Consider the following 21239-nt stretch of genomic DNA (forward strand, 5'->3'; position numbering starts at 1 on the left):
GAATTTAAATGAAAAAATATTTAGCTTTTATCTTTTTATCCTTACTCACAGCTCTTTTTTCAAAAGAGCTGTATACTAATAATCTATTAAAGAAAATAAATCAGAAATATGGTAAATATACTGAAAATAGATTTATTTTATTGAAAAAGAAAATAAATAGTGTAAGAAATAAAAGTGATATTGAGAAAATAGAAACAATAAATAATTTTTTTAATAAAGTAAAATATTCATCTGACTTAAAAGTATGGAATAAAAAAGATTACTGGGCGACTCCTTACGAATTTTTAGCAAAAGACAAAGGTGATAGTGAAGATTTTGTTTTTGCTAAGTATTTTACTTTAGTAAATGATTTAAAAATGGATAGTAATAAGTTATCATTCACTTATGTTAAATCAAAGAAAAAAAAAGTTTCATACATGGTGTTAACATATTATAAAAGTAAAAAATCCATACCTATAATCTTAGACTCAATAAATTATAAGGCATTGCCTGCTTCCAAAAGGCAGGATATTGTGCCAATTTATAGTTTTAGTGCAAAAAGTGCAGGATTAAATAGAAAAAGTAATAGTAAATTTAAAGCTTCACAGAGTTTAAAATTTAGAAGACTTTTAGAGAATATCAGACAGGAAAAAATATGAGTTTATTTAAACAATTAACAATTTTAATTACAACTTTTTTAGTATTTATGCTTACTATTTTACTTTGGTTCATATTAAGTTATGATAAGAGTCTAATAGAAAATCAATTAAATTCTAATGCAAAAAATAGTGCTTCTTTTTTAGGTTTATCTATAAGTAAAGCAGTAGATTTTGAAGATATAGCAACTATTGAGGGTATGCTAAGTGCTACTGTTGATAATGGTTTTTATGAATATATTGCTATTTATGATATAGATGAAAATGTAAAAGTGAAACTTTCAAGTCCAAGAGAAGTAGTAAATACACCAAAATGGTTTGCTAAGATATTTGAAATAAATGCACCAAGTTCAACTGCAAATATTATGAAAGGTTGGATAAATGTAGGAACAATAGAAGTAAAAATTCATCAAGATTATGCAAATAATCAGATGTGGGATACTTTTAAATCTATTTCTAATATATTTTTAATTTTAACAATTGTTTTACTTGTGCTATTTTACTTCTTTATTGATAAATTGTTAAAACCTTTAAAAAGGTTAAGCCTTCAAGCTAAAGCAATTGATAATAATGAATTTATAGTTGAAAAAACTCTACCTAATACTATAGAATTTAAAAATGTTGTACATGCTATGAATAAAACAATTTCTAAAATGGAAACAATATTTAATAAAGAAGTTGAAACATTAAATAAATATAATAATTTATTGTATAAAGATAGTGATACAAATTTAGGGAATAAGAACTATTTAATTGTAAAACTAAACTCTTATTTAAAAAATTCTCATGGATTATTAACTTTTATTGAAATAAAAGATGAAATTTCATTTAAGAAAAAAGTAGGCTTTAAAAACTATTTTGCTTTTAAATCTTTTATCATTGATGAAATTAATAACAACTTTTCTTCTAATAAAAATATAGTCTTTTCGGTATTAACTGAAGGTAGTTTTGGAATACTTCTTCCTAATACCTTATATGAAGATGTAAATGAAAAATGGAATGAAATATACTCTAAAGTTCAAAAGTATATAAAAGATACAAAGTTAAATGAGTTATTTGATGTAAAAATTGCATTTGGTATTTCAAATTATGTACAAAATACTTCAGTTGAAGCTATTTTGTCAAAAACAGATCAATCTTTATCTATTGCTATGCAAAATAAAACTTTAAAATTAAACTACCTAGAGGAAGATGTAAAGTTTACAAAACAAGAATGGATTGAACTTTTACAATGGGCCTTTAAAAATGATGGTTTAGTATTTGATACTCAAAATGTTGTAGATATTTTATCTAATAAAACATATATGAAAGAGTATTATACTAGATTAAAAGATGATACAGGAGCAGTATATTTCCCAGGTGATTTTTTATCTATTATTCATTCAATGGGTTGGACTTGTCAGCTAGAAAAACAAATTATTGAAAAAATATTTAAAGATAAAATAGAAAATAAGAATAAAGATAATGCAGTTCTGAACTTAACATCTGATTTTATATCAAATAAAGAAAGTGTTGATTGGTTAATTAATGAGTTAAAATCAAAATTTACTAACTCTAACACAATATTTTACTTCGAATGTTTAAATTCTGAGATTTTAGAATACCTAGAAGATTATAAATATTTTACAAAAGAGATATCTAAAACTAAACATAAGTTTGCAATTGAAAGTTTTACGTTTGATAATGATAATTTAGATTATTTAAAGATTCTTAAGCCTGAATATCTAAAAATCTCTAAATCATATTTAGTAGATAAGAATAGAATCACTGATAGTATTTTATTAAATATTACTTCTACGATTGGTGCTTACTTGATTGTGAAACATGTAGAAAGTAAAGAAGAATTTGAATTTTTAAAAGATATTGGTATTAAATATTTACAAGGTAGATATATTGATAAATTAGAGGTTCGTTAATGTTTAAGAATCTAGAACATAATAAACTATCTTCTTCTTTATTTGATAACTTAATTTACTTTTTAAAGTATTATCATAAGTCAATAAGTGCAAATACACTTATTGAAGGCTTCCCTTTAAAACAAGAAGAGAAAATTCCTGATATGTTAAGCTCTTATGATGGGAAACCTTTATTTGTATCTCTTGCAAGAAAGGCAGGTTTTAAGTCAAAGTATGCAAAAAAAGAGTTTAAAGATATCTCTGCATTAATACTACCCGCAATTATTATTCTAAAAGATAGCTCTTCTTGTATCTTAGAAAAAATTGATAGAAAAAAGCAAACTGCAATCGTTCATGTAAACGATTTTGCAGAAGTCCAAGAAGAAATTGATTTAAATAAACTTGAAGAATTATATTCAGGAGAGATGTTTTTACTAAAAAAAGATCATTTCGAAAGTGAAGTAAAACCATCCCTATTAGAAAAAAATGATAGTCATTGGTTCTGGGGTACAATAAAAAAGAATTTTTCTATATATAAAGATGTGATAATAGCATCAATACTAATTAATATATTTGTATTAACTACACCATTTTTTGTGATGAATGTATATGATAGAGTTGTTCCTAACTTTGCATTAGAAACATTGTGGGCCTTGGCTATAGGTATTTGTATTATATATATATTTGATTTAGTTACAAAATTTATTAGGGCTTATTATATAGATATTAGTTCAAAAAAAGTTGATATTATAGTATCTTCCAAATTATTTGATAAAATACTAAATATTAAACTAGAACATAAACCTAAATCAATCGGATCTTTTGCAAATAATATTAAAGACTTTGAACTTATTAAAAACTTCTTTTCTAGTTCAACAATGGCTGTTTTAGTCGATTTGCCTTTTGCTATTTTATTCTTAGTTGCTATTTTTTATATTTCAGGCTCTATTGTGATAATTCCTTTAATTTTTATTACACTTATTCTAATATATTCCTTACTTATTAGAAATCCATTACAAAAAAGTATAGAAGCATCAAATGAAGCAGTATCTTATAAAAATGGTATTCTTATTGAAAGTTTAAGTGGACTTGAAACAATTAAAAGCTTAGGTGCTTCAGGGCATCTTAGATGGAAGTGGGAAGAGAGTACTGCTGATATTTCAACTAAGTCATTATTTACTAAAATGATAACAACATCAATTACAAATGTAAATGCTTTCTTTGTACAACTTACAACAATTTTCATAGTAATTTATGGAGTATATGCAATTTCTGAAAATGAATTAACACTAGGAGGCTTAATAGCAGCTGTAATTTTAGGCTCACGTGCAATTGGTCCTATGGGACAGTTTGCCTCACTTATAAGTAATTATGAACAAGCAAAAACTTCATATAATATGATTGATAATATTATGAATCTTCCAGAAGAAAGATCTAAAAATAAAGCAGCAATTCATAAAGAATATATTTCAGGTTCTTTTGAATTTAAAGATGTTTCATTCTTTTATAATGAAAATAAAAAAGTATTAGACTCTTTAAATTTTACGGTTAAACATGGAGAAAAGATAGGAATAATAGGAAAAATAGGTTCAGGTAAATCTACAATTATGAAACTTTTAATGAAACTTTATGATGCAAATGAAGGTGAAATAATTGTTGATGGTATTGAAATAAAACAAATAGAACCCTCTGATGTTAGAAAAAATATTGCTTATGTTTCCCAAGATACCTTACTATTTAATGGAACATTAAAAGAGAATATTTTATATAAATACCCTTATGAAAGTGATAAAACCTTAATTACAGCTACAAAAACAGCACAATTATTAGATTTTGTTAATGCACATCCTGAAGGCTTTGACTTGCGTGTAGGGGAGAGAGGTGATACTTTATCTGGTGGACAGAAAAAAGCTATTTCATTAGCTCGAGCATTAGTTGGTAATTATTCTACTTTACTATTAGATGAACCAACAGATAGTATGGATATTTCTACTGAAAAAAATCTAATAAGTGCTTTAAAAAATGAGATTAAAGATAAAACAGTAATTCTTACTACTCATAAAAATTCAATGCTAGAATTAGTTGATAGATTAATTGTTGTTGATAATGGAAAAATAGTTTTAGATGGTGAAAAATCGTATGTATTAAATGCACTATCAAATAAGGTTAAATAATGAAAGAACAAGATAAAACAAATGATTACGAATATATAAATTCCGTATCTAAAGCCTTAGTTGAAAAAGTACCAAATAGTACAAAAGTTCTTTTATATCTAATTTTTTTATTAATAACGTGCTTCTTTATCTGGGCATATTTTGCAAATATTGATCAGTTAGTAAGAGGTGAAAGTAAAGTTATACCTTATGGTCAAAATCAAGTTGTTCAAAATTTTGAGGGTGGTATTATTACTAAGATTCTAGTAGAAGAGGGTGACTTAGTAAATAAAGGTGATATCTTATTAAAACTAAAAAATAAACAATCTTCATCTACTTATGAAAAAAATATATTAGAAATAGATGTCTTGAAAGCACAAAAAAATAGATTATACGCAGAAGCAAATGATAAAGAATTTGTATTTGATGAGAAAAATGATATTTATCAAGAAGAGTATGATTTATATAAAAGTAATATTTCTCAACTTGATTCAAAACTTAGAGTATTAAAAGATCAAATTTCTCAAAAAGAGAAAGAAAAAAATGAAATAAGATCTAGAGTAAGACATTTAAATCAAAATTTCAAACTTATTAGAGAAGAACAAAAAGTTATGGATCCTTTAGTAAAAAGAGGAATCGTTTCTAAAGTTGAATACTTAAAACTACTAAGAGAAGCAAATAGTATTAAAGATGAATTAGAATCTTCTAGATTATCATTAAAAAGAGTTTCATCTTCTGTAAATGAAGCTAAAAATAGATATAAAGAAGCGAAGATAGAATTTAAAAATAATGCGCAAAAAGAATATAATGAAGTTATAGGAAAGATAAATCAGTTTTCAAAACAAAATCAGGGGTTAGCAGATCAAGTTGATAGAACATCAGTCCTTTCTCCTGTAACAGGTTATATAAAGAAAATGCATGTAAATACAATAGGTGGAAGTGTACAACCTGGTATGGATTTAATAGAAATAGTTCCTAAAAATAAAAAGCTTTTAATTGAAGCAAAAATAAAACCAGAAGATATTGCTTTTTTACATCACAAGCAAAATGTAACATTGAAATTTACAGCTTATGATTTTACAATCTATGGATCATTAGATGGAACAATTGAAAAGATATCTCCTGATTCAACAACAGATCAAGAAAATCATACATATTATTTAGTCTATATTCGTGCTGATAAAGATCACTTAGGTACTGATAAAAAACCTTTAATGATTATGCCTGGGATGAGAGGAAGTGCTGATATCTTAACAGGAAAAAAGACGGTTCTAACATATCTTTTAAAACCACTTATTAAAACAAAACAATATGCATTTACGGAAAATTAGAATGCGAATAATTTTTATTTCCCCTAATAGATTATTGCATGAACAATGGAGCAAAGCTATTGAACATCAGATAAAGGTTTCTAATTTATACTTTGAAAAAGAGATAAAAGATTTTGTTTTTTTTAAAGAAGATATAGTCTTGTTTGATTATGATAATTTAAAAGAATATTTATCTTTTACTTTAATAAGTAAAGTTTTATGTTTAAGTTCAAAGTTAGATAATATAAAGGGGTTTAAGCTTTTAAAACAAGGGGTAAAAGGTTATGGTAATAATTATATGACTCCAATGAATTTAAAAGAAGCTATTAAAGTTATCAAAAGTGATAAGGTTTGGGTAAATCCAGATTTAATGAGTTTTATTATTGAGAATTCTACACTATCAAACTTAGTAAAATATGATGATAAAATAGATGAATTAAGTCAAAGAGAATTAGATGTTTCAAAGTTTGTTTCAAAGGGGTTTACAAATAAAGAAATAGCACATGAGCTTAATATTACCGAGAGAACTATTAAAGCTCATATCTCAACTGTATTCCAAAAGTTACAAATAAAAGATAGAGTAACTTTAGGAATTATGATGAAAGAGTATTTAAATTCTTAAGTAAAAAATACTCTTACTCAAAAGTATTAAGAATTTATATTAAACCTACAACATCTCTTAATACTCTCATTTTTTCTACAGCTACTTTAGAAGCTTTTGAAGCCCCGTAAGCTAATATCTCATGTACTTCTTTTGGATTTGCTAAAAGATGTTCTCTTCTTTCTTGATATGGTGCAAAGTATTCAGTCATTTTATCTAATAAAGTTAATTTAAAATGTCCATAACCTTCACCTGGTGTTTCATATCTAGTTTGTAATTCTTTTAACTCTTCATCATTCATAAATAATTCACATAATTTGTAAATATTACAGTTTTCCCACTCTTTAGCTTCCTCAAGTTCTCTTGAATCAGTTACAATTCCCATAACTTGTTTTTTGATTTTCTTTTTTGTATTAAACATATCAATCGTATTTCCATAAGATTTAGACATTTTAGCTCCATCAGTTCCTGGAACTGTAGCTAGTACTTCATCAACTTTTGATTGAGGTAATACAAATAAATCTTGTTTATATGTATGGTTAATTGAAGTTGCAATATCTCTTGCTATTTCAACGTGTTGTATTTGGTCTTTTCCTACTGGAACTATTTGAGAATCAAATAATAAAATATCTGCAGCCATTAATACAGGATATGAGAATAAACCATGGTTTGCTTGAATTCCTCTGGCAGTTTTATCTTTGTAAGAGTGAGCACGCTCAAGTAATCCCATAGATGTATGGTTTGAAAGTAACCAATACAACTCTAAAACCTCTTTTACATGATGCTGTACCCAAAAAGTTGCTTTCTGGGGATCCATTCCTAATGCTAAAAAGTTTACTGTTGCTTCAAAGGTATTTTGCTCTAAAACTTCTTTGTCTTTTACTGATGTTAATGCATGATAAGATGCAATAAAAGCAAATAGTTCTCCCTGATTTTGTGATTCAATAATTCTTTTAATTGCACCAAAGTAATTTCCTATGTGCAGTGTTCCAGAAGGTTGAATACCTGATAAAATTCTCAAAATATATTTCCTTGTAATTTTTTTGTAATTATAGCAAAAGTAGCTAAAATTAATTATTGTTTATTTTACTTTGTATTTTTGAAATTATAAGTTCTAAATGCATTATTAAATCATAATATTCACCCATATAGGATAAAGGTACTTTTGTTTCTGCTTTTATCTCTTTTTTTAATTCTTCAACTTCTAAAAGTTTACTTCTTAATTCCTCAATTTTGAGGCCTTCTAAAGCTAGATCAAGTGCTTGAAGTTCATCATACCATCTATATATTTTTGAACGAACACTCCATTTATAAAGTGGAAAACCACCTTTTATTAAGGGTATTAAAAGTGTTAGTAAAGGTATGATAAGAATTTTTAATCTATCAAGATTTGAAGCAATCCAATAAGGAAAAATTTTCTCAAGCCATGTGTCCCCATAAACAAAATATCTTTGAGCTTCTTCACTTGCAGGAATTGTTATATTTTCAATACTTGGAAATTGATTTTCTACTTCAAATAGACTTTTTTTATTGTGAATAGTTTTAATACTTTTTAAAACTAATCTTGTTAACTCTTCAGAGAAATCATCTCTTACTACAATTGTTGCAGTTGTAGAAAGTAGATTTACATCATGAAAAGGAAGATTTTTATATAAATTTATTGTTCCTTCATAGAGTTCAATTGATTCAAGAAAGTTATATTGTCTACTATATGCCTTTGCTCTTTTAAAACTAAAAAGATTTATATCAGGATTTTCTAGTAACTCTTTAATGGCAGGAGAATGAGGAGAACCTACAAGAAATATTGCATCAAGCTTTCCACTTAAAAGTTTTTCTTTTCCTTCTTTACTTGAGTCGTTAAAGATATTAGAGTTTGTATTATTTATTTTGTTATCACTTAATATCTTTGATGCTAAATCAAATGTACCACTACCTTTTTTACCAATTGATATCTTTTTTGATGTTAATTCAACAATATAATTCATTGTATATTTTTCATTTTTATAAAATATCCATAAGGGCTCATAGTATATAGAAGCAAGTGATTTTATTTGAACATCTTTTTTGTCATAATCGATACCATTTTGAACAAAAGCCATATCAACTTTTTTATTTTTTAATAAATTAAGATTATCAACAGAACCATTTGAAGTAATAATATTAACTTTAACTTTTTGCTTTTCTAAAACTTCTTTATATAATAAAGCAGTTTTATAATATTGACCATTTTTTGAACCAGTTGCAATTACAAACTCTTTTTTAGAAGCAGGTTGTATAAATTGAGAAGTTATGTAAAATGAAGTAACTACTAGTATTAAAGTTAGAAAAGAGACAGTTAAAAATTTATTTTTCATATAAAATCTTTTTTATACATATCTTATACAAAACTTTATAAAAATATATATAAGAAAGTAATAAAAGCTAATTAAAATATGTTTATGATACAATTCGCAAAAATTTAAAGGAAATATGATGGCAATTGTAAGAGTTGAAAGAGCATGTGGTTGTTTTAGAAATTCAGACTTTGAACAAGTTACTGAATGTGAAACAATTGATGCTGCATTAGAAAAAGCAAATGAAATGTGTACAATTATGAACGAAGATTTTTGTGAAAAACATAGATTTAAAACTCAATATGTTGAGGGTGAAGTTCTAATTAAAATGGAAATGAACGGATAATACTTATTTCATCTAATCTCTTTGTAGCAATTTTTAGATATAATCTCAAAAAAATATTAAATACAAAGAGAAAAGATGATTGATATAAAACTACTACAAAAAGATTTTGACAATGTTGCAAGTGCCTTAAAAAGAAAAGGTGTAGCACAAGAAATTTTAGACAACTTAAACTCTATCTCACAGAATGCAAAGCAAAAAAGACAAGACATGGAAAATGTTACAGCTGAGCAAAATAAACTATCAAAAGAATTCGGAAGATATAAAAAAGAAGGGCTAGATATTGCTCCTTTGCAAGCTAATATTAATGAATTAAAAGCAAAAAAACAAGTATTAGAAGATGAAGTTAGAGTAATTGAAGAAGAACTTACTTCTATTATTTTAGGTGTTCCAAATATGCCAGATGATTGTGTGCCAGATGGAGCAGATGAAAATGAAAATGTAGTTTTAGAAACAATTGGTGAAAAACCAGAGTTTTCATTTGAGCCAAAAGAACATTGGGATTTAGGTGAAAAAGATGGTTCATTAGATTTTCCAAGAGGTGTTAAATTAGCAAAATCTAGATTTGTAGCTATGCGAGGGCAAGCTGCTAAAATGGAGAGAGCACTTATAAATTATATGCTTGATTTTAATGCTAAAAGAGGTTTTGAAGAGTGGTATGTTCCTTTTATGGCAAATACTAATACACTTCAAGGAACAGGTCAACTTCCAAAATTTGAAGATGATTTATTTAAAATTGAGGACGAGGATTTATACTTAATTCCTACAGCAGAAGTTGTTTTAACAAACCTTTATAATGATGAAATTATTCCAAGTGAAGAATTACCAATGTTAATGACTTCTTATACTCCTTGTTTTAGAAAAGAAGCAGGAAGTGCAGGACGTGATACAAGAGGTTTAATTAGACAACATCAATTTGATAAAGTTGAAATGGTTGCTATTACTACACCAGAACAAAGTGAAAAAGTATTTGAAGATATGGTTTCTTGTGCAAGTGATTTATTAACTTCTTTAGGTTTATCTCATCAAAAAGTGCAGCTTTGTACTGGTGATTTAGGTTTTTCTGCAGCCACAACAATTGACTTAGAAGTTTGGTTACCAGGTCAGAATAAATATAGAGAAATTTCATCTATTTCTAATACAAAAGAATTCCAAAGTAGACGTGCAAAAATCAGATATAAAGATGGAAAGAAAAACATTTTAACTCATACTTTAAATGGTTCAAGTTTAGCAGTTGGTAGAACACTTGTTGCTATTATGGAAAACTATCAAAATGAAGATGGAAGTATCACTATCCCAGACGTTCTTAAAAAATATATGTAAAAGAATTAAGCTTAAGCTTAGTTCTTTTATCTCTCTTCTAAACTCCTAAAAATTATTACTAAATTGATTAATCGTTAAAATAAAGATATACTATTGTTATAAGGGTATAAAATGAAAATAATAATATTATTTATGATGTTTTTCTCAAGTGTAATAGCACAAATAAATATAGAAAAAAATGAATCTTTCTCAGATATTGAAAAAGAGTATATAAAAACAAATACAGTAACAATTGGAATGATAGAAGATTACTATCCTTTTGCATTTAAAAATAATGGAAAACCAAATGGATATTCATATGATTATTTAAATTTGATTATTAAAAAAAGTGGTTTAAAAATAGATATCAAAATGGATACATGGAGTAATATATTAAAAAAATTCAAAAATAAAGAACTTAATTTAATTGATACTATTTCATATAAAAAAGACAGAGAAAGTTTTACAAACTTTACAGAGCCTTATTTTCAAATTGCAAATGTAATTTTTGCCCGTAAAGGTGAGTTCCTTGATTATGAAAACTTTGAATCTTTAAAAGGAATGAAAATTGGTATAACAAAAGATATCTATTATTACGATACGGTAAAAGATTTAAATCTTTTTGAGCTAGTAACTTATAAGAATTCTAAGGAAAATATGAAAGCATTAGCATTTGGAGATGTTGATGCTGCATTTAATAATCATATGAGTGGACAAAGATATGTTAGTGAAGCTGGATATACAAATATAAAAATTCTTGATGAGTTAAATAGTAATACAATAAAAAAAGAAGATTTGAGAATTGGAGTAGAAAAAGAGAATGATATTTTATATTCAATTATAAATAAGTCTATAAAATTAATCTCAAGAAAAGAACTGGAGAAACTAAATAATAAATGGTTTAGTACACGTATAATACCTGATAATCAAGTTAATGATATTGGTTTAACCAAAGAAGAAAAAAAATATTTAGATGAAAAAGAGTTTATAAATATGTGTATTGATCCTCATTGGATGCCTTTTGAAAAACTTGATGAAAAGGGTAATCATATAGGAATTACGGCAGATTATTATAAAGTTTTAAGTAAGATGATAAATCAAAATATAAGAGTAATAAAAACAACTAGTTGGAATCAATCTATAGAATATGCAAAGAGTAGAAAATGTGATATTTTATCTTTAGCAATGCAAACACCAGAACGAAAACAATATATGGATTTTACAACTCCGTATTTAAAAATACCAATAGTTATTGCTACAAAACTAGATGTTCCTTTTATTGATAATATTGCAAGTTTAAAAAATAAAAGTGTTGGAATTCCTAAAGGATATGCTTTTGTTGAATTATTAAAGAAAAAATATAAAAATATAAATATTATTGAAGTTGATGATATTAAAGATGGATTAAAAAAAGTTAATCAAGGTGAATTATATGGCTATATAGGAACACTAGCTAGTATTAGTTATCAATTCCAAAATGGTTTAGGCACAGCTCTTAAGATAACTGGAAAGTTTGATGAGAAATGGGAACTTGCAATTGCTGTTAGGAATGATGATAAGATATTATTTAATATTTTAGAAAAACTAGTTGAAAAGATGGATGTTTTAGAACATCAAAGGATATTAAGTAATTGGATATCTATAAAATATGAAAAAGAAATTAATTATACAATTATAATATATTTATTAGTTGCAGTATTTGTAATAGCTTTATTATTTTTATATAGACAATATAGCTTAAAAAAATCTAATAGAGATTTAAAAATTGCTGTGGAAAAGAAAACAAAAGATTTACAAGCATTAAATGAAAGTTTAGAATCAAGAATTAAAGAAGAGGTAGAAAAGAACTTAGATATACAAGAAAAGCTTTTTAAATCAGAGAAAATGGCATCTATGGGAGAAATGATAGGAAATATTGCCCATCAATGGAGACAGCCTTTATCTATGATATCTATGGGAGCAACAGGTATGCAATTACAGAAGAGTCATGGCTTACTTAGTGATGAATTCTTTGAGCAAACTTGTATTGATATAAATGAAAATGCTCAATATCTTTCTAAAACAATTGATGATTTTAGAAACTTTATTCTAGGTGATAGAACTAAAGTTGTATTCACTTTAAGTAATGAAATCAATAGGTTCCTAAGTTTAGTAAAAGGTTCTATTACTAATAATAATATTAACATGATTGTTAATATAGAAAAAGAACTTGAATTATTTGGCTATCCTAATGAACTTCTTCAATGTGTGATTAATATTTTTAATAACTCTAGAGATATATTATTAGAAAGAGAAATTAAAAACAAATATATTTTCATTACATCGTATACTGAAAACAACAATATAATCATAAAAATAAAAGATAATGCAAGAGGAATAAATAAGGATATTCTTCCTAAAGTTTTTGATTTATATTTTACTACAAAACATCAATCTAAAGGGACAGGTATTGGACTTCATATGACATATAACTTAATTGTAAAAGGTATGAATGGAAGTATTGAAGTTCATAATGCAAAATATACTTATGAAAATAATGAGTATAGTGGGGCTGAATTTGTGATTAAAATTCCTAAGGAAACTTAGGAAATATTAGATTTAGCCCAAGTCCCAAAAGCTTGTTTTTCAAACTTCATTTTTCCTTTTTTGCTTTTATAAATATTTATCCATGCTTGCCAGTTTTTATTATCAAGATTAGGATAATCTAACCTAAAATGACTACAACGACTCTCTTTTCTCATTAATGATGCTTTTAATTTCATTTTTGCACTTATTATCATATTGATAGTTTCATGTGCAAGTCTTAATTCATGAAAATCTTCTGCTTTTAAATATGGAAGATGAGATTGTTCAAGCTCTTCTACATAAGCTAAAGCACCTTTTAGCATATTTTCTTTTTTTATATATAAAACAAAATTTGGAATCATTATTCCTTGCAGTGTTTGAGTTACCCAAGCAGGAGAATATCCAGCTTTTTTATTTAAAGGTTCTAAGATTTCTTTTTTTATTGTTGCTATTCTTTTATCTGAAATCTTTGTCATTTTTATATTTTTTGCATACTCAGCACTTGCTTTTCCTGCTATATCTCCTTGAACAGCTGATCCTGCCAAAGATGAACCAATTTGAGTATATATACCACCTGACATATAAGAGCCAAGAGCATCTCCAGCAGCATATAAGCCTTTAATTGTAGACTCACAAAATTCATTTATAGGAACTAGTCCCTCTGATTTATGTATTGCTAATCCAGCACTAGAACCTCCAACAGGAGTTCCATTCATACCTGGAGGTAAACCTTCTTTTTTGCCATTTCTTGGAGGAGGAGGTCCTTTTCTGTGTTTATGATCACCTCTTGGGTCTTCAGTCATTTTAAATTCACTAGGAGTATAAGGCCCACCTTTTATATCACTTGTAATCATCCCTGGAGGTCCCATTTTCACATCATTACCACTTGTATATGCCATATAATTAATATCTACTCCTAAATGATGATTTACTTGAACTTGTGTAGTTTCAGGTTTTTTCTCAAACATTCCATGCCAATTACCAAAAGCATCTGCAGGGTTTTTTGAATTCCCAACATGACCATCATTCCACTCTTTCCCTGTAACTTTTGCACCTATATTATAAGCCATAATTGTTCCATCATGAGTTAAATCTCTTAATGGAAAACCGTTAGGTTTAAAGCCTCCTGCTCCTGTACATAAAATCACACTTTTTGCAGTAAAAGTATATATCTTTTCATCATCTAAACTAAATCCTGCTGCACCAGCAATCTTACCATCTTGTTTAATCAAGTGAGTTATCATTACACGTTCTAAAAGTGGAATATTTCTTTCTTCAATAGGTTTAGAAAAAGATTTATTATATAAAGCTGATTCAAAAAAACCCCAATCTTTTAATTCTTTAACTCTTTGTTTTGAATTTTGTGCCATTTGTTTTGTATAAGTTTTATTATTTGTACCTAAAGCTGATCTTGAAACTTTTTCAACAAATTCATCAATAGATAGTTTTTCTTTTTCTTCATCATAAGAGAATATTCCTTTTGCAAATGGAGTTTGACCAGAAGTTCCAAGTCCTCCTTTTGATACCATCATGACTTTTGCACCTGCATCATGAGCTTTTACACTTGCAAAGAGTCCAGCCATTCCACTACCAATTACTAGAACATCAACTTCATAGTTACTCTCTTCTAGGTTTTCTAGATTAATCTTTACTTCATTATTAGCCCATCCAAGTGTAGAACTTAAGCTTGTTAACCAAAGCATACTAATTGCATTACTTGTAATATTTAAAAATTCTCTTCTTGAAGTATTATTTTCTTTCATGATTCTATCCTTTGTTTTTATTTGTTGTAAAATACGATTTAAATAGAAGTATAGAAGCTGCTAAGCTAATTAAAATTACTAAGATACTCATGCTGAGATTCATATGTCTACCTGTTTCAATTGAATGCCAAGAAGCAAAAATTATAAAGACTAAAGCTAAACTTCCATGGAATATTTTCCATGCTTTATAACTCATTTTTAATTTATCTTTTAATATTGAAGTAAGTCCAAGAAGTAATATTAAACACCAGCCAATAATACCTATTATAATTGCTAAGCTATCAAAAGTTGTAATCATTTTTATAAATGAATCTAGAGGTCTTGGTCCAACTTCAAAGAATCTAGGAACAACAATTAAAAAAGGATGAAATAATAGTATAGGTATAGCTGTATATCCAAGAATTTTATGTATTTTTATAATTTTTGAAGATTGAAAAATGCTCTTTAATCCAATATTTAAATTTGATAAAAAGAATTGTAAGAGTACTACAAAAAAAGCAAGGATTGTAATAATTGAAATAGTATCTTTTAAAATGCTTCTTTGTGGTATTTGTGTTAATATAAAAAAAACCATAGGTAAAAAGACAAAAAATATTAATAGCAATACCATATATAAGGATTTAAGATTTAAGTTCATTTCTAACCCCAAGACACTATTACTGGAATTGATTTTTCTGATGTTATTGTTATTGCATCTACAGGACAATAGAGTCTGCATAAATGACAAATCTGGCAATCTTCAACATATTTTATTTCTGCTTTATTTGATTTTCTGTTCATTCTAATTACATCAGTTGGACATACTTTAACACATGTTTCACACCCAATACAACCGCTAATATCTGATATAGCCATAATAATCACTCCATATTTTTATAAAGTAATTATAGGCTTGTTGTTTAAACAAGTTATAAATATTAAGTAAATAAAGGTAAATGAGTAATTATTAAAAATTTTGGATTGTAATTATTTTGATTTTTATATTGAAAGTTTAAAAGAGAAGTCTTATCCTGAAAAAAATTTTACAGCTACGTAATTTCTTTACTAAGGAGAGATAATAGATAAAACTTCTATTTCAAAAATTATATCATAAAAAATGCTATTTTAATGCTACGTTAGTATTTTTTTTTGAAATTTGTATATTAGAATATAAATTTAAGTAAATTTTAATTTTTGTAAAAAGAAAATGAACATAAGTAATGGATGATTTTTTAAGAAAGGTATAAAAGAAGTTTTATCATGAAAAATCTTATATTGACTTTTTATTTTAAAAGGAGGGGAGAGATAAAACTTCTTATTATGGTGTAATTGTATCAGTATCAAAATCTTAAGTTAATGACATAAATCAATAAAATGCTATTTTACAAAAACTTTTGAATCATATAGTTTTTTATTAATTCTTACTTCAAGATAACCTTTTGTCACCTTTTTATGTATAAAGGTTTGTTCTTGCGCTATTTTTATTTTTTGCTTGTTATAAATTGAAATTGACTTAGTTAAAACTCCAGTAGAATTTCCTATTCTTACATCTGCTTTATCTTTATTCATATTTCCAAAAATTACAATTTTTGAATAACAAGTTCCATTGTAATTATCTTTTGTTTCTTTTAGATGTTGAACATTTTCACCTTTGCCATTTTCATGAAAAATTCCAATAGCATGTACTTTTTTAATTTTTGAAGAGTAAGCATTTAAACCGCTTATTGAAAGTAATAGTAAAGTTAAAATTATAAATATTTTTTTCATAAGATAACTTTACTATATTTTTGTGAAATATTTGTAAATTATTTTTTATAAGGTGAATAACTTACATGACGAATTAATTCACCAGAAGTTAATTTTAGTTGGTCATATTTAACTTGATATTCAACTTTTTTTTCAAAACTCATTGGTGTTCTAATAGATTTATATTCAATTAATTTATCATCTTTATATACACCAGAAATTTCAGCATATACCCAGTAATAACCTTGGTCTTTTCGTAAATTTTTTACATAACCTGACCACTTACCTTTTGTTTGTAATTCATTCCATAAGTCTTGAAATACAGCTTTTGGCATATCAGGGTGTCTTACAACATTATGAGATTGACCCAATAACTCATTTGCTTCATATCCTGAAATTTGTGCAAATGTATCATTTACATAAGTAATAACACCTTTTAAATCTGTTCTTGATACGATTAACTCTTCACTTGGTACAATTGTTTCTAATAAAAAATTACTTGAATTATATTCCATGATTATTTTCCTGTATTATCAAATGTTCTTGCAAAACCTTCTAAATCTTTCTTTTTTAAATCCCCATTATAAACTATATCTTTAGGATCTATATCTTCGTCATTTAAAACTTTTGGTACAACTTCCGCATTATCTAAAACTTCCATATGTGCACTTAACTCATCTTCACTATATGCCATTTGCATATCAGCTGATGCTACATGTGGAATTGCTTCTATTACTCTTAATTTCTTTAGCTCTTCTTCAACTCCAGCACCTTCAATAGTAATAATAATTCTTCCTAATTCATCATGCATATGATAATCACATACATCACATTTTTTTAAAGACTCTACTACTTCATCTAGATACTTTGGTAATGTTTGCACTACAATACTTGAAACGTTCATTTTATAATCCTTTTGTTTTAATCAATTAATCTTAATCAATTTTATAGTAATTTATTCTTTCATCATCACTTGTGACAAAAACTTCTTTCTCATTTATAAATACAATATTTGTAAGAGTTGTATTATTACCTTTTAGCATAGATAAATCTCTTTGTGTTTTAGTATTAAAAACTTTTACTTCATTTTGTTCATTACTTGCAATTCCTGCAATTTTTCCACTTGGACTTAATCCTGCACTATAAATTAAAAAAGATGTGTTTTTATGATAAGCACTATTAGCTTTTATATCATAAACAGCAGCACGTCTATCTTGACCTGCTGTTAAAATGATATTGTTTTTTATATCTACTTGAAAAACATTATCTAAGTTTTGTTTTGCAAATGTTTTTATTAAATCAGAACTAGCAACATCTACAAGTTTTAAAATACCACTTTCATCAGCTACTACAACTTGTTTTCTATCTTCGTTTAAAGAAAAGTTAGAAAACTTTGATTGTGATAATTGTATATCATATATTTTTTTATTTGTTTTTAAATCATATAAATATAATTCATTTGATAAAAGTGCAAATAATATTTTATCTTCTGATACAAATTTTGCACGTGCAATATACATTTTTTCTTTTGCTGAAATTATTTCTTTTAGCTTTGAATCTTTATAAATATTTATAGCTCTTCCACCTTTGTTTCCTTGTGAAAGTATTAGTATTGAGTCTTTTAAAACATCAACACTATATATTTTAGAATTAATTTCATCACCCATAAAATCTTTTATTTTAGGTAATGTAATTGAAGATATCTTTTCTTTTGTGTTTATATCAAAAATATCTACTTTTGATGCTTTTGTTGCTACATATAACTTACCATTTTTTATTACAAGATCTGTAATACCACCACTTGCTAAATATGTGTAGCTTGGATTTATATCTTTTGCATTTAATGTAAAAAGAAATAAAACTAGAAAAATAGCTGCTTTGATAAAAGTCATAGTTTTCCTTTATTAGATTATTTTTATAGCTTGTGTTGGACATACTTTTATGCAAAATCCACATGATGTACAGTTATCATTTATTTCAGGTCTAAACATACCTAAAAAATCGATAGCTTCATCAAAACAAGGATCTTTACAAGAAAAACACATAGTATCATTCCATGCTAAACAAGTACTTATATCTATTTGTATTTTAGCATTTATATTCTTTTTATCTTCAATAGATAAAACTTCATTTGGACAAGCAATTGCACATTCATCACAATATGTACATCCATTTAAGGAAAAGTCAATTATTGGAGTTTTATCATCTTTTATAACGATAATATTTTCTTCACAAACAGTACTACAAATTCCATCACACTCTATACAGTTTGTTAAAAAAACTTCTTCATCTTTATAATAAGGTGGTCTTAAAATAATCTCTTGCTTTTCTTTTGTTTTAAAAGAAGAAGCAAGAGAGCTAAATAGCTCTCTTCTTTCCATAACTAATACTTATTTTTTTAATGTATCTAAGTCATCAAGGATTACTTCATCCCAGCTTGATTTAAATTCACCATCTTTTTTAGTAAAAGCTGCTTCAAAATTATTTTTAACTGCTAATTTACCAGTTGTTTGAGGTGCATGACATTGAGTACAATTAAATCTTGCTCCTGCTAATTGCTCAATTGGTTTTACTGAAACTTCATTTTTCATATTATCAATTGATTTTGTAAATTGTTTCCCATCAAATTTATGTTTTGGTCTAAAATCCATAAAGTGTGATTTAGGAATTGGTGTTGCGCCCATTGATTCTGCAACTGCAGGTTCATGACACATTGTACATTGGTTATTATTAATAGTAATTGGTAACATACCATCTACATCATGAGGAATCATTGGTGGAGCATCTTGAAATGCTCTTTTGATTTTCTTAGATGTACCTGCTGCATCTGTTCCATACATTACTTTATCAGCAGTAGTATCTTTTTCACTATAAATAGTTGTTTTTCTTAATCCTAAAGATTCTTCACTAACAGTCTTTTCTGCAGCACTCATTGTTGTAGCGTATAAAGTTGCTACTGCAGCAATTGCTAAAGTTAATTTACCTAACTTCATTATCTTTTCCTTTTTTTAAATTCTTAATTGAAAAATTAAGAGCATCATCATCACACACTTCAATACATCTTCCACAATTTGTACATTCTCCGCTTAATACGGGAATTGATTCTTTTGTAACCATATGAAGAACTTGTACTTCAGGACAAACTTCTTTACATTTCATACAAGCTGTACAATTTGGTGCATTATGATGAACTCTAATTAGACTAGTTTTCCCTATTAGTGAATAAGCTCCACCAAGAGGACAAACATGTCCACACCAGCCATTTTTTAAAACAAATAAATCAAAAAGAAATATTACTAGTATTGCAGCCCAACCAAAACCTAAACCGAATATAATTCCTCTATGAACCATAGAGATTGGTGAAATAAACTCAAATGCAGCTAATCCCATAAAAAATGAAATAACTAAACTAATAGCAAGTACCCAATATCTTATATTTCGTGAAGCTGGTTGCTTTTTTTGGATTTGATTAAATCCAAGTTTTCTTCTTAAATAGTTTGCTAAATCTGTAATCATATTTACAGGACAAACCCAAGAACAAAAAGCACGACCACCAACAGTCATATAAAAAATTGTAATGATTAAAGCTCCAACAATAATATCAATTGATATTACTGCACCTGCAACAAACATTTGTAATACTGCATATGGATCACTAAGAGGAATAATTCCTGCTAATAATGATGAAGATAAATTTCCTGTTAGAAAATTTATTCCATATACATTCGCAATTACATATAAAACCATAATTAAAACTTGTGAGATTCTTCTTGCTATTAAAAATCTATATTTATCTAATAGTGTTTTCATTAGTATAAGTCTCCTGAGTCATTTAAAGAATCTAATGCAGAATCTTTACTAATTTCAGTTCTTGTTTCTTTACTTGTTGCATTTTCAAGTCTTTTTTCATCTGTTTTATCCCAGCCTTTGATATAATAATCACCTGCTTTTCCTTCTGCAACTTCTCTAGGAAGTACAAAAATCGCTGCTTTATCAGTTACACAAGCTTTTTCACACATTCCACAACCAGTACATACGTCCGCGTGAACGATTGGTTTCATAAATGCGTGTTTACCTGTTCTTTCATTCTTTGTGTATTCAATGCTAATAGCTTCTCCTAAAAGAGGACAAGCTCTATAACATGCATCACATTGAATTCCCCAAAAAGCAATACAAGAATTATCATCAATAACTGCAACACCCATATCTGCTTTAGCTATATCTAGTTCTTTTTTGTCATTTTGCACCGAGAAAATATCAAGTGCATCTGTAGGACATACAGGAACACAAGGAATATCAGGACACATATAACAAGGAACATCTCTTGGCTCAAAAAATGGAGTACCAAGAGGTTTATTATCACCTGGTTTTGCTAATTTTAATGTATCAAATGGACATGCTTCAACACACATACCACATTTAATACATGTTGCTAAAAAGTCCTCTTCTTCAAGAGCACCAGGAGGTCTTAATATTAGTCTATTTGCTGTAACTTCACTAACATATGCACTCCATGTAAGACCTCCTAAAACTGCAAGACCAATAGCTCTTGCAATTGTTAGGAAAAATCTTCTTCTATCATTAATAGGACTTTTTTTACCAGTATTCATTTTT

General features: G+C 26.9%; 21 protein-coding genes. 8 read left to right on the forward strand and 13 right to left on the reverse strand.

What is annotated here, in order from left to right; translation table 11 throughout:
- Positions 1-8 precede the first annotated feature (8 nt).
- From LPB137_RS02300 to LPB137_RS02320, 5 genes are read left to right on the forward strand one after another with little or no spacing between them, the layout of a single operon-like run.
- Complete coding sequence (locus tag LPB137_RS02300) at positions 9-638, forward strand: transglutaminase-like cysteine peptidase (RefSeq protein ID WP_076083853.1); 630 nt, start codon at positions 9-11, stop codon at positions 636-638.
- Positions 635-2551 carry a sensor domain-containing phosphodiesterase gene (locus LPB137_RS02305; protein WP_076083856.1) on the forward strand — a complete coding sequence of 639 codons (1917 nt, stop codon included), beginning with the start codon at positions 635-637 and terminating at the stop codon, positions 2549-2551. Before LPB137_RS02300 ends, LPB137_RS02305 begins: the two co-directional genes overlap by 4 nt.
- On the forward strand, positions 2551-4704 hold the full coding sequence (locus tag LPB137_RS02310; protein WP_076083859.1) for a type I secretion system permease/ATPase: 2154 nt from the start codon (positions 2551-2553) through the stop codon (positions 4702-4704). Before LPB137_RS02305 ends, LPB137_RS02310 begins: the two co-directional genes overlap by 1 nt.
- Complete coding sequence (locus LPB137_RS02315; protein ID WP_076083862.1) at positions 4704-6014, forward strand: HlyD family type I secretion periplasmic adaptor subunit; 1311 nt, start codon at positions 4704-4706, stop codon at positions 6012-6014. The genes LPB137_RS02310 and LPB137_RS02315 overlap by 1 nt, the downstream gene beginning before the upstream one ends.
- Position 6015: 1 nt before the next feature.
- On the forward strand, positions 6016-6615 hold the full coding sequence (locus tag LPB137_RS02320) for a response regulator transcription factor (RefSeq protein ID WP_076083865.1): 600 nt from the start codon (positions 6016-6018) through the stop codon (positions 6613-6615).
- 34 nt (positions 6616-6649) lie between these two features.
- Here LPB137_RS02320 and trpS read toward each other — a convergent pair whose 3' ends face one another.
- Both trpS and LPB137_RS02330 read right to left on the reverse strand, forming a co-directional pair.
- Complete coding sequence (gene trpS, locus LPB137_RS02325) at positions 6650-7615, reverse strand: tryptophan--tRNA ligase (protein ID WP_076083868.1); 966 nt, start codon at positions 7613-7615, stop codon at positions 6650-6652.
- Between the two features lie 49 nt (positions 7616-7664).
- A complete protein-coding gene (locus LPB137_RS02330; RefSeq protein WP_076083871.1) occupies positions 7665-8948 on the reverse strand; it encodes a TAXI family TRAP transporter solute-binding subunit in 1284 nt (427 codons plus the stop codon).
- Positions 8949-9066: 118 nt separating this feature from the next.
- On the opposite strand from LPB137_RS02330, the gene LPB137_RS02335 reads away from it, so the two are divergent.
- The 3 genes from LPB137_RS02335 to LPB137_RS02345 all read left to right on the forward strand — a co-directional run bounded on the left by LPB137_RS02335 (position 9067) and on the right by LPB137_RS02345 (position 13158).
- The gene (locus tag LPB137_RS02335; protein WP_076083874.1) at positions 9067-9273 is read left to right on the forward strand and encodes a hypothetical protein; all 207 of its coding nucleotides are present in this window, start codon (positions 9067-9069) and stop codon (positions 9271-9273) included.
- A 75-nt stretch (positions 9274-9348) separates the two neighbouring features.
- Complete coding sequence (serS, locus tag LPB137_RS02340) at positions 9349-10593, forward strand: serine--tRNA ligase (RefSeq protein ID WP_076083877.1); 1245 nt, start codon at positions 9349-9351, stop codon at positions 10591-10593.
- 111 nt (positions 10594-10704) lie between these two features.
- Positions 10705-13158 (forward strand): transporter substrate-binding domain-containing protein, encoded by a 2454-nt coding sequence (locus LPB137_RS02345; protein WP_076083880.1) that lies wholly within the window; start codon positions 10705-10707, stop codon positions 13156-13158.
- Here the strand turns inward: LPB137_RS02345 and LPB137_RS02350 are convergent.
- From LPB137_RS02350 to napG, 11 genes are all read right to left on the reverse strand, one after another.
- Entirely contained in the window at positions 13155-14900 is a 1746-nt protein-coding gene (locus tag LPB137_RS02350; RefSeq protein ID WP_076083883.1) for an FAD-dependent oxidoreductase, read from the reverse strand. The genes LPB137_RS02345 and LPB137_RS02350 overlap by 4 nt on opposite strands.
- 4 nt (positions 14901-14904) lie before the next feature.
- Positions 14905-15537 (reverse strand): ferric reductase-like transmembrane domain-containing protein, encoded by a 633-nt coding sequence (locus LPB137_RS02355; RefSeq protein WP_076083886.1) that lies wholly within the window; start codon positions 15535-15537, stop codon positions 14905-14907.
- Positions 15538-15539: 2 nt separating this feature from the next.
- The gene (locus LPB137_RS02360; protein WP_076083889.1) at positions 15540-15755 is read right to left on the reverse strand and encodes a 4Fe-4S dicluster domain-containing protein; all 216 of its coding nucleotides are present in this window, start codon (positions 15753-15755) and stop codon (positions 15540-15542) included.
- A gap of 501 nt (positions 15756-16256) precedes the next feature.
- Positions 16257-16646, reverse strand: a complete 390-nt coding sequence (locus LPB137_RS02365; RefSeq protein ID WP_076083892.1) for a hypothetical protein — start codon at positions 16644-16646, stop codon at positions 16257-16259.
- A gap of 38 nt (positions 16647-16684) precedes the next feature.
- Positions 16685-17140 (reverse strand): PAS domain-containing protein, encoded by a 456-nt coding sequence (locus LPB137_RS02370; RefSeq protein WP_076083895.1) that lies wholly within the window; start codon positions 17138-17140, stop codon positions 16685-16687.
- Between the two features lie 2 nt (positions 17141-17142).
- Positions 17143-17529, reverse strand: a complete 387-nt coding sequence (locus LPB137_RS02375) for a chaperone NapD (RefSeq protein ID WP_076083898.1) — start codon at positions 17527-17529, stop codon at positions 17143-17145.
- 31 nt (positions 17530-17560) lie between these two features.
- Complete coding sequence (locus LPB137_RS02380; protein WP_076083901.1) at positions 17561-18517, reverse strand: WD40 repeat domain-containing protein; 957 nt, start codon at positions 18515-18517, stop codon at positions 17561-17563.
- Between the two features lie 12 nt (positions 18518-18529).
- Positions 18530-19006: a ferredoxin-type protein NapF gene (locus LPB137_RS02385; RefSeq protein ID WP_076083904.1), complete on the reverse strand. Its 477-nt coding sequence runs from the start codon at positions 19004-19006 to the stop codon at positions 18530-18532.
- 9 nt (positions 19007-19015) lie between these two features.
- On the reverse strand, positions 19016-19618 hold the full coding sequence (locus tag LPB137_RS02390; RefSeq protein WP_076083907.1) for a nitrate reductase cytochrome c-type subunit: 603 nt from the start codon (positions 19616-19618) through the stop codon (positions 19016-19018).
- Entirely contained in the window at positions 19605-20435 is an 831-nt protein-coding gene (gene napH / locus LPB137_RS02395; RefSeq protein ID WP_076083910.1) for a quinol dehydrogenase ferredoxin subunit NapH, read from the reverse strand. The genes LPB137_RS02390 and napH overlap by 14 nt, the downstream gene beginning before the upstream one ends.
- Positions 20435-21235 (reverse strand): ferredoxin-type protein NapG, encoded by an 801-nt coding sequence (gene napG / locus LPB137_RS02400; protein WP_076089168.1) that lies wholly within the window; start codon positions 21233-21235, stop codon positions 20435-20437. The genes napH and napG overlap by 1 nt, the downstream gene beginning before the upstream one ends.
- Between the last annotated feature and the right edge of the window lie 4 nt (positions 21236-21239).

It is taken from the genome of Poseidonibacter parvus (genome assembly GCF_001956695.1).
GTDB classification, from domain to species: Bacteria; Campylobacterota; Campylobacteria; order Campylobacterales; family Arcobacteraceae; genus Poseidonibacter; species Poseidonibacter parvus.

Coding starts and splice junctions, on each gene's coding strand:
- LPB137_RS02300 (WP_076083853.1), top strand. CDS start 9: ATGAAAAAATATTTAGCTTTTATCTTTTTATCCTTACTCACAGCTCTT.
- LPB137_RS02305 (WP_076083856.1), top strand. CDS start 635: ATGAGTTTATTTAAACAATTAACAATTTTAATTACAACTTTTTTAGTA.
- LPB137_RS02310 (WP_076083859.1), top strand. CDS start 2,551: ATGTTTAAGAATCTAGAACATAATAAACTATCTTCTTCTTTATTTGAT.
- LPB137_RS02315 (WP_076083862.1), top strand. CDS start 4,704: ATGAAAGAACAAGATAAAACAAATGATTACGAATATATAAATTCCGTA.
- LPB137_RS02320 (WP_076083865.1), top strand. CDS start 6,016: ATGCGAATAATTTTTATTTCCCCTAATAGATTATTGCATGAACAATGG.
- LPB137_RS02330 (WP_076083871.1), bottom strand. CDS start 8,948: ATGAAAAATAAATTTTTAACTGTCTCTTTTCTAACTTTAATACTAGTA.
- LPB137_RS02335 (WP_076083874.1), top strand. CDS start 9,067: ATGGCAATTGTAAGAGTTGAAAGAGCATGTGGTTGTTTTAGAAATTCA.
- serS (WP_076083877.1), top strand. CDS start 9,349: ATGATTGATATAAAACTACTACAAAAAGATTTTGACAATGTTGCAAGT.
- LPB137_RS02345 (WP_076083880.1), top strand. CDS start 10,705: ATGAAAATAATAATATTATTTATGATGTTTTTCTCAAGTGTAATAGCA.
- LPB137_RS02350 (WP_076083883.1), bottom strand. CDS start 14,900: ATGAAAGAAAATAATACTTCAAGAAGAGAATTTTTAAATATTACAAGT.
- LPB137_RS02355 (WP_076083886.1), bottom strand. CDS start 15,537: ATGAACTTAAATCTTAAATCCTTATATATGGTATTGCTATTAATATTT.
- LPB137_RS02360 (WP_076083889.1), bottom strand. CDS start 15,755: ATGGCTATATCAGATATTAGCGGTTGTATTGGGTGTGAAACATGTGTT.
- LPB137_RS02365 (WP_076083892.1), bottom strand. CDS start 16,646: ATGAAAAAAATATTTATAATTTTAACTTTACTATTACTTTCAATAAGC.
- LPB137_RS02370 (WP_076083895.1), bottom strand. CDS start 17,140: ATGGAATATAATTCAAGTAATTTTTTATTAGAAACAATTGTACCAAGT.
- LPB137_RS02375 (WP_076083898.1), bottom strand. CDS start 17,529: ATGAACGTTTCAAGTATTGTAGTGCAAACATTACCAAAGTATCTAGAT.
- LPB137_RS02380 (WP_076083901.1), bottom strand. CDS start 18,517: ATGACTTTTATCAAAGCAGCTATTTTTCTAGTTTTATTTCTTTTTACA.
- LPB137_RS02385 (WP_076083904.1), bottom strand. CDS start 19,006: ATGGAAAGAAGAGAGCTATTTAGCTCTCTTGCTTCTTCTTTTAAAACA.
- LPB137_RS02390 (WP_076083907.1), bottom strand. CDS start 19,618: ATGAAGTTAGGTAAATTAACTTTAGCAATTGCTGCAGTAGCAACTTTA.
- napH (WP_076083910.1), bottom strand. CDS start 20,435: ATGAAAACACTATTAGATAAATATAGATTTTTAATAGCAAGAAGAATC.
- napG (WP_076089168.1), bottom strand. CDS start 21,235: ATGAATACTGGTAAAAAAAGTCCTATTAATGATAGAAGAAGATTTTTC.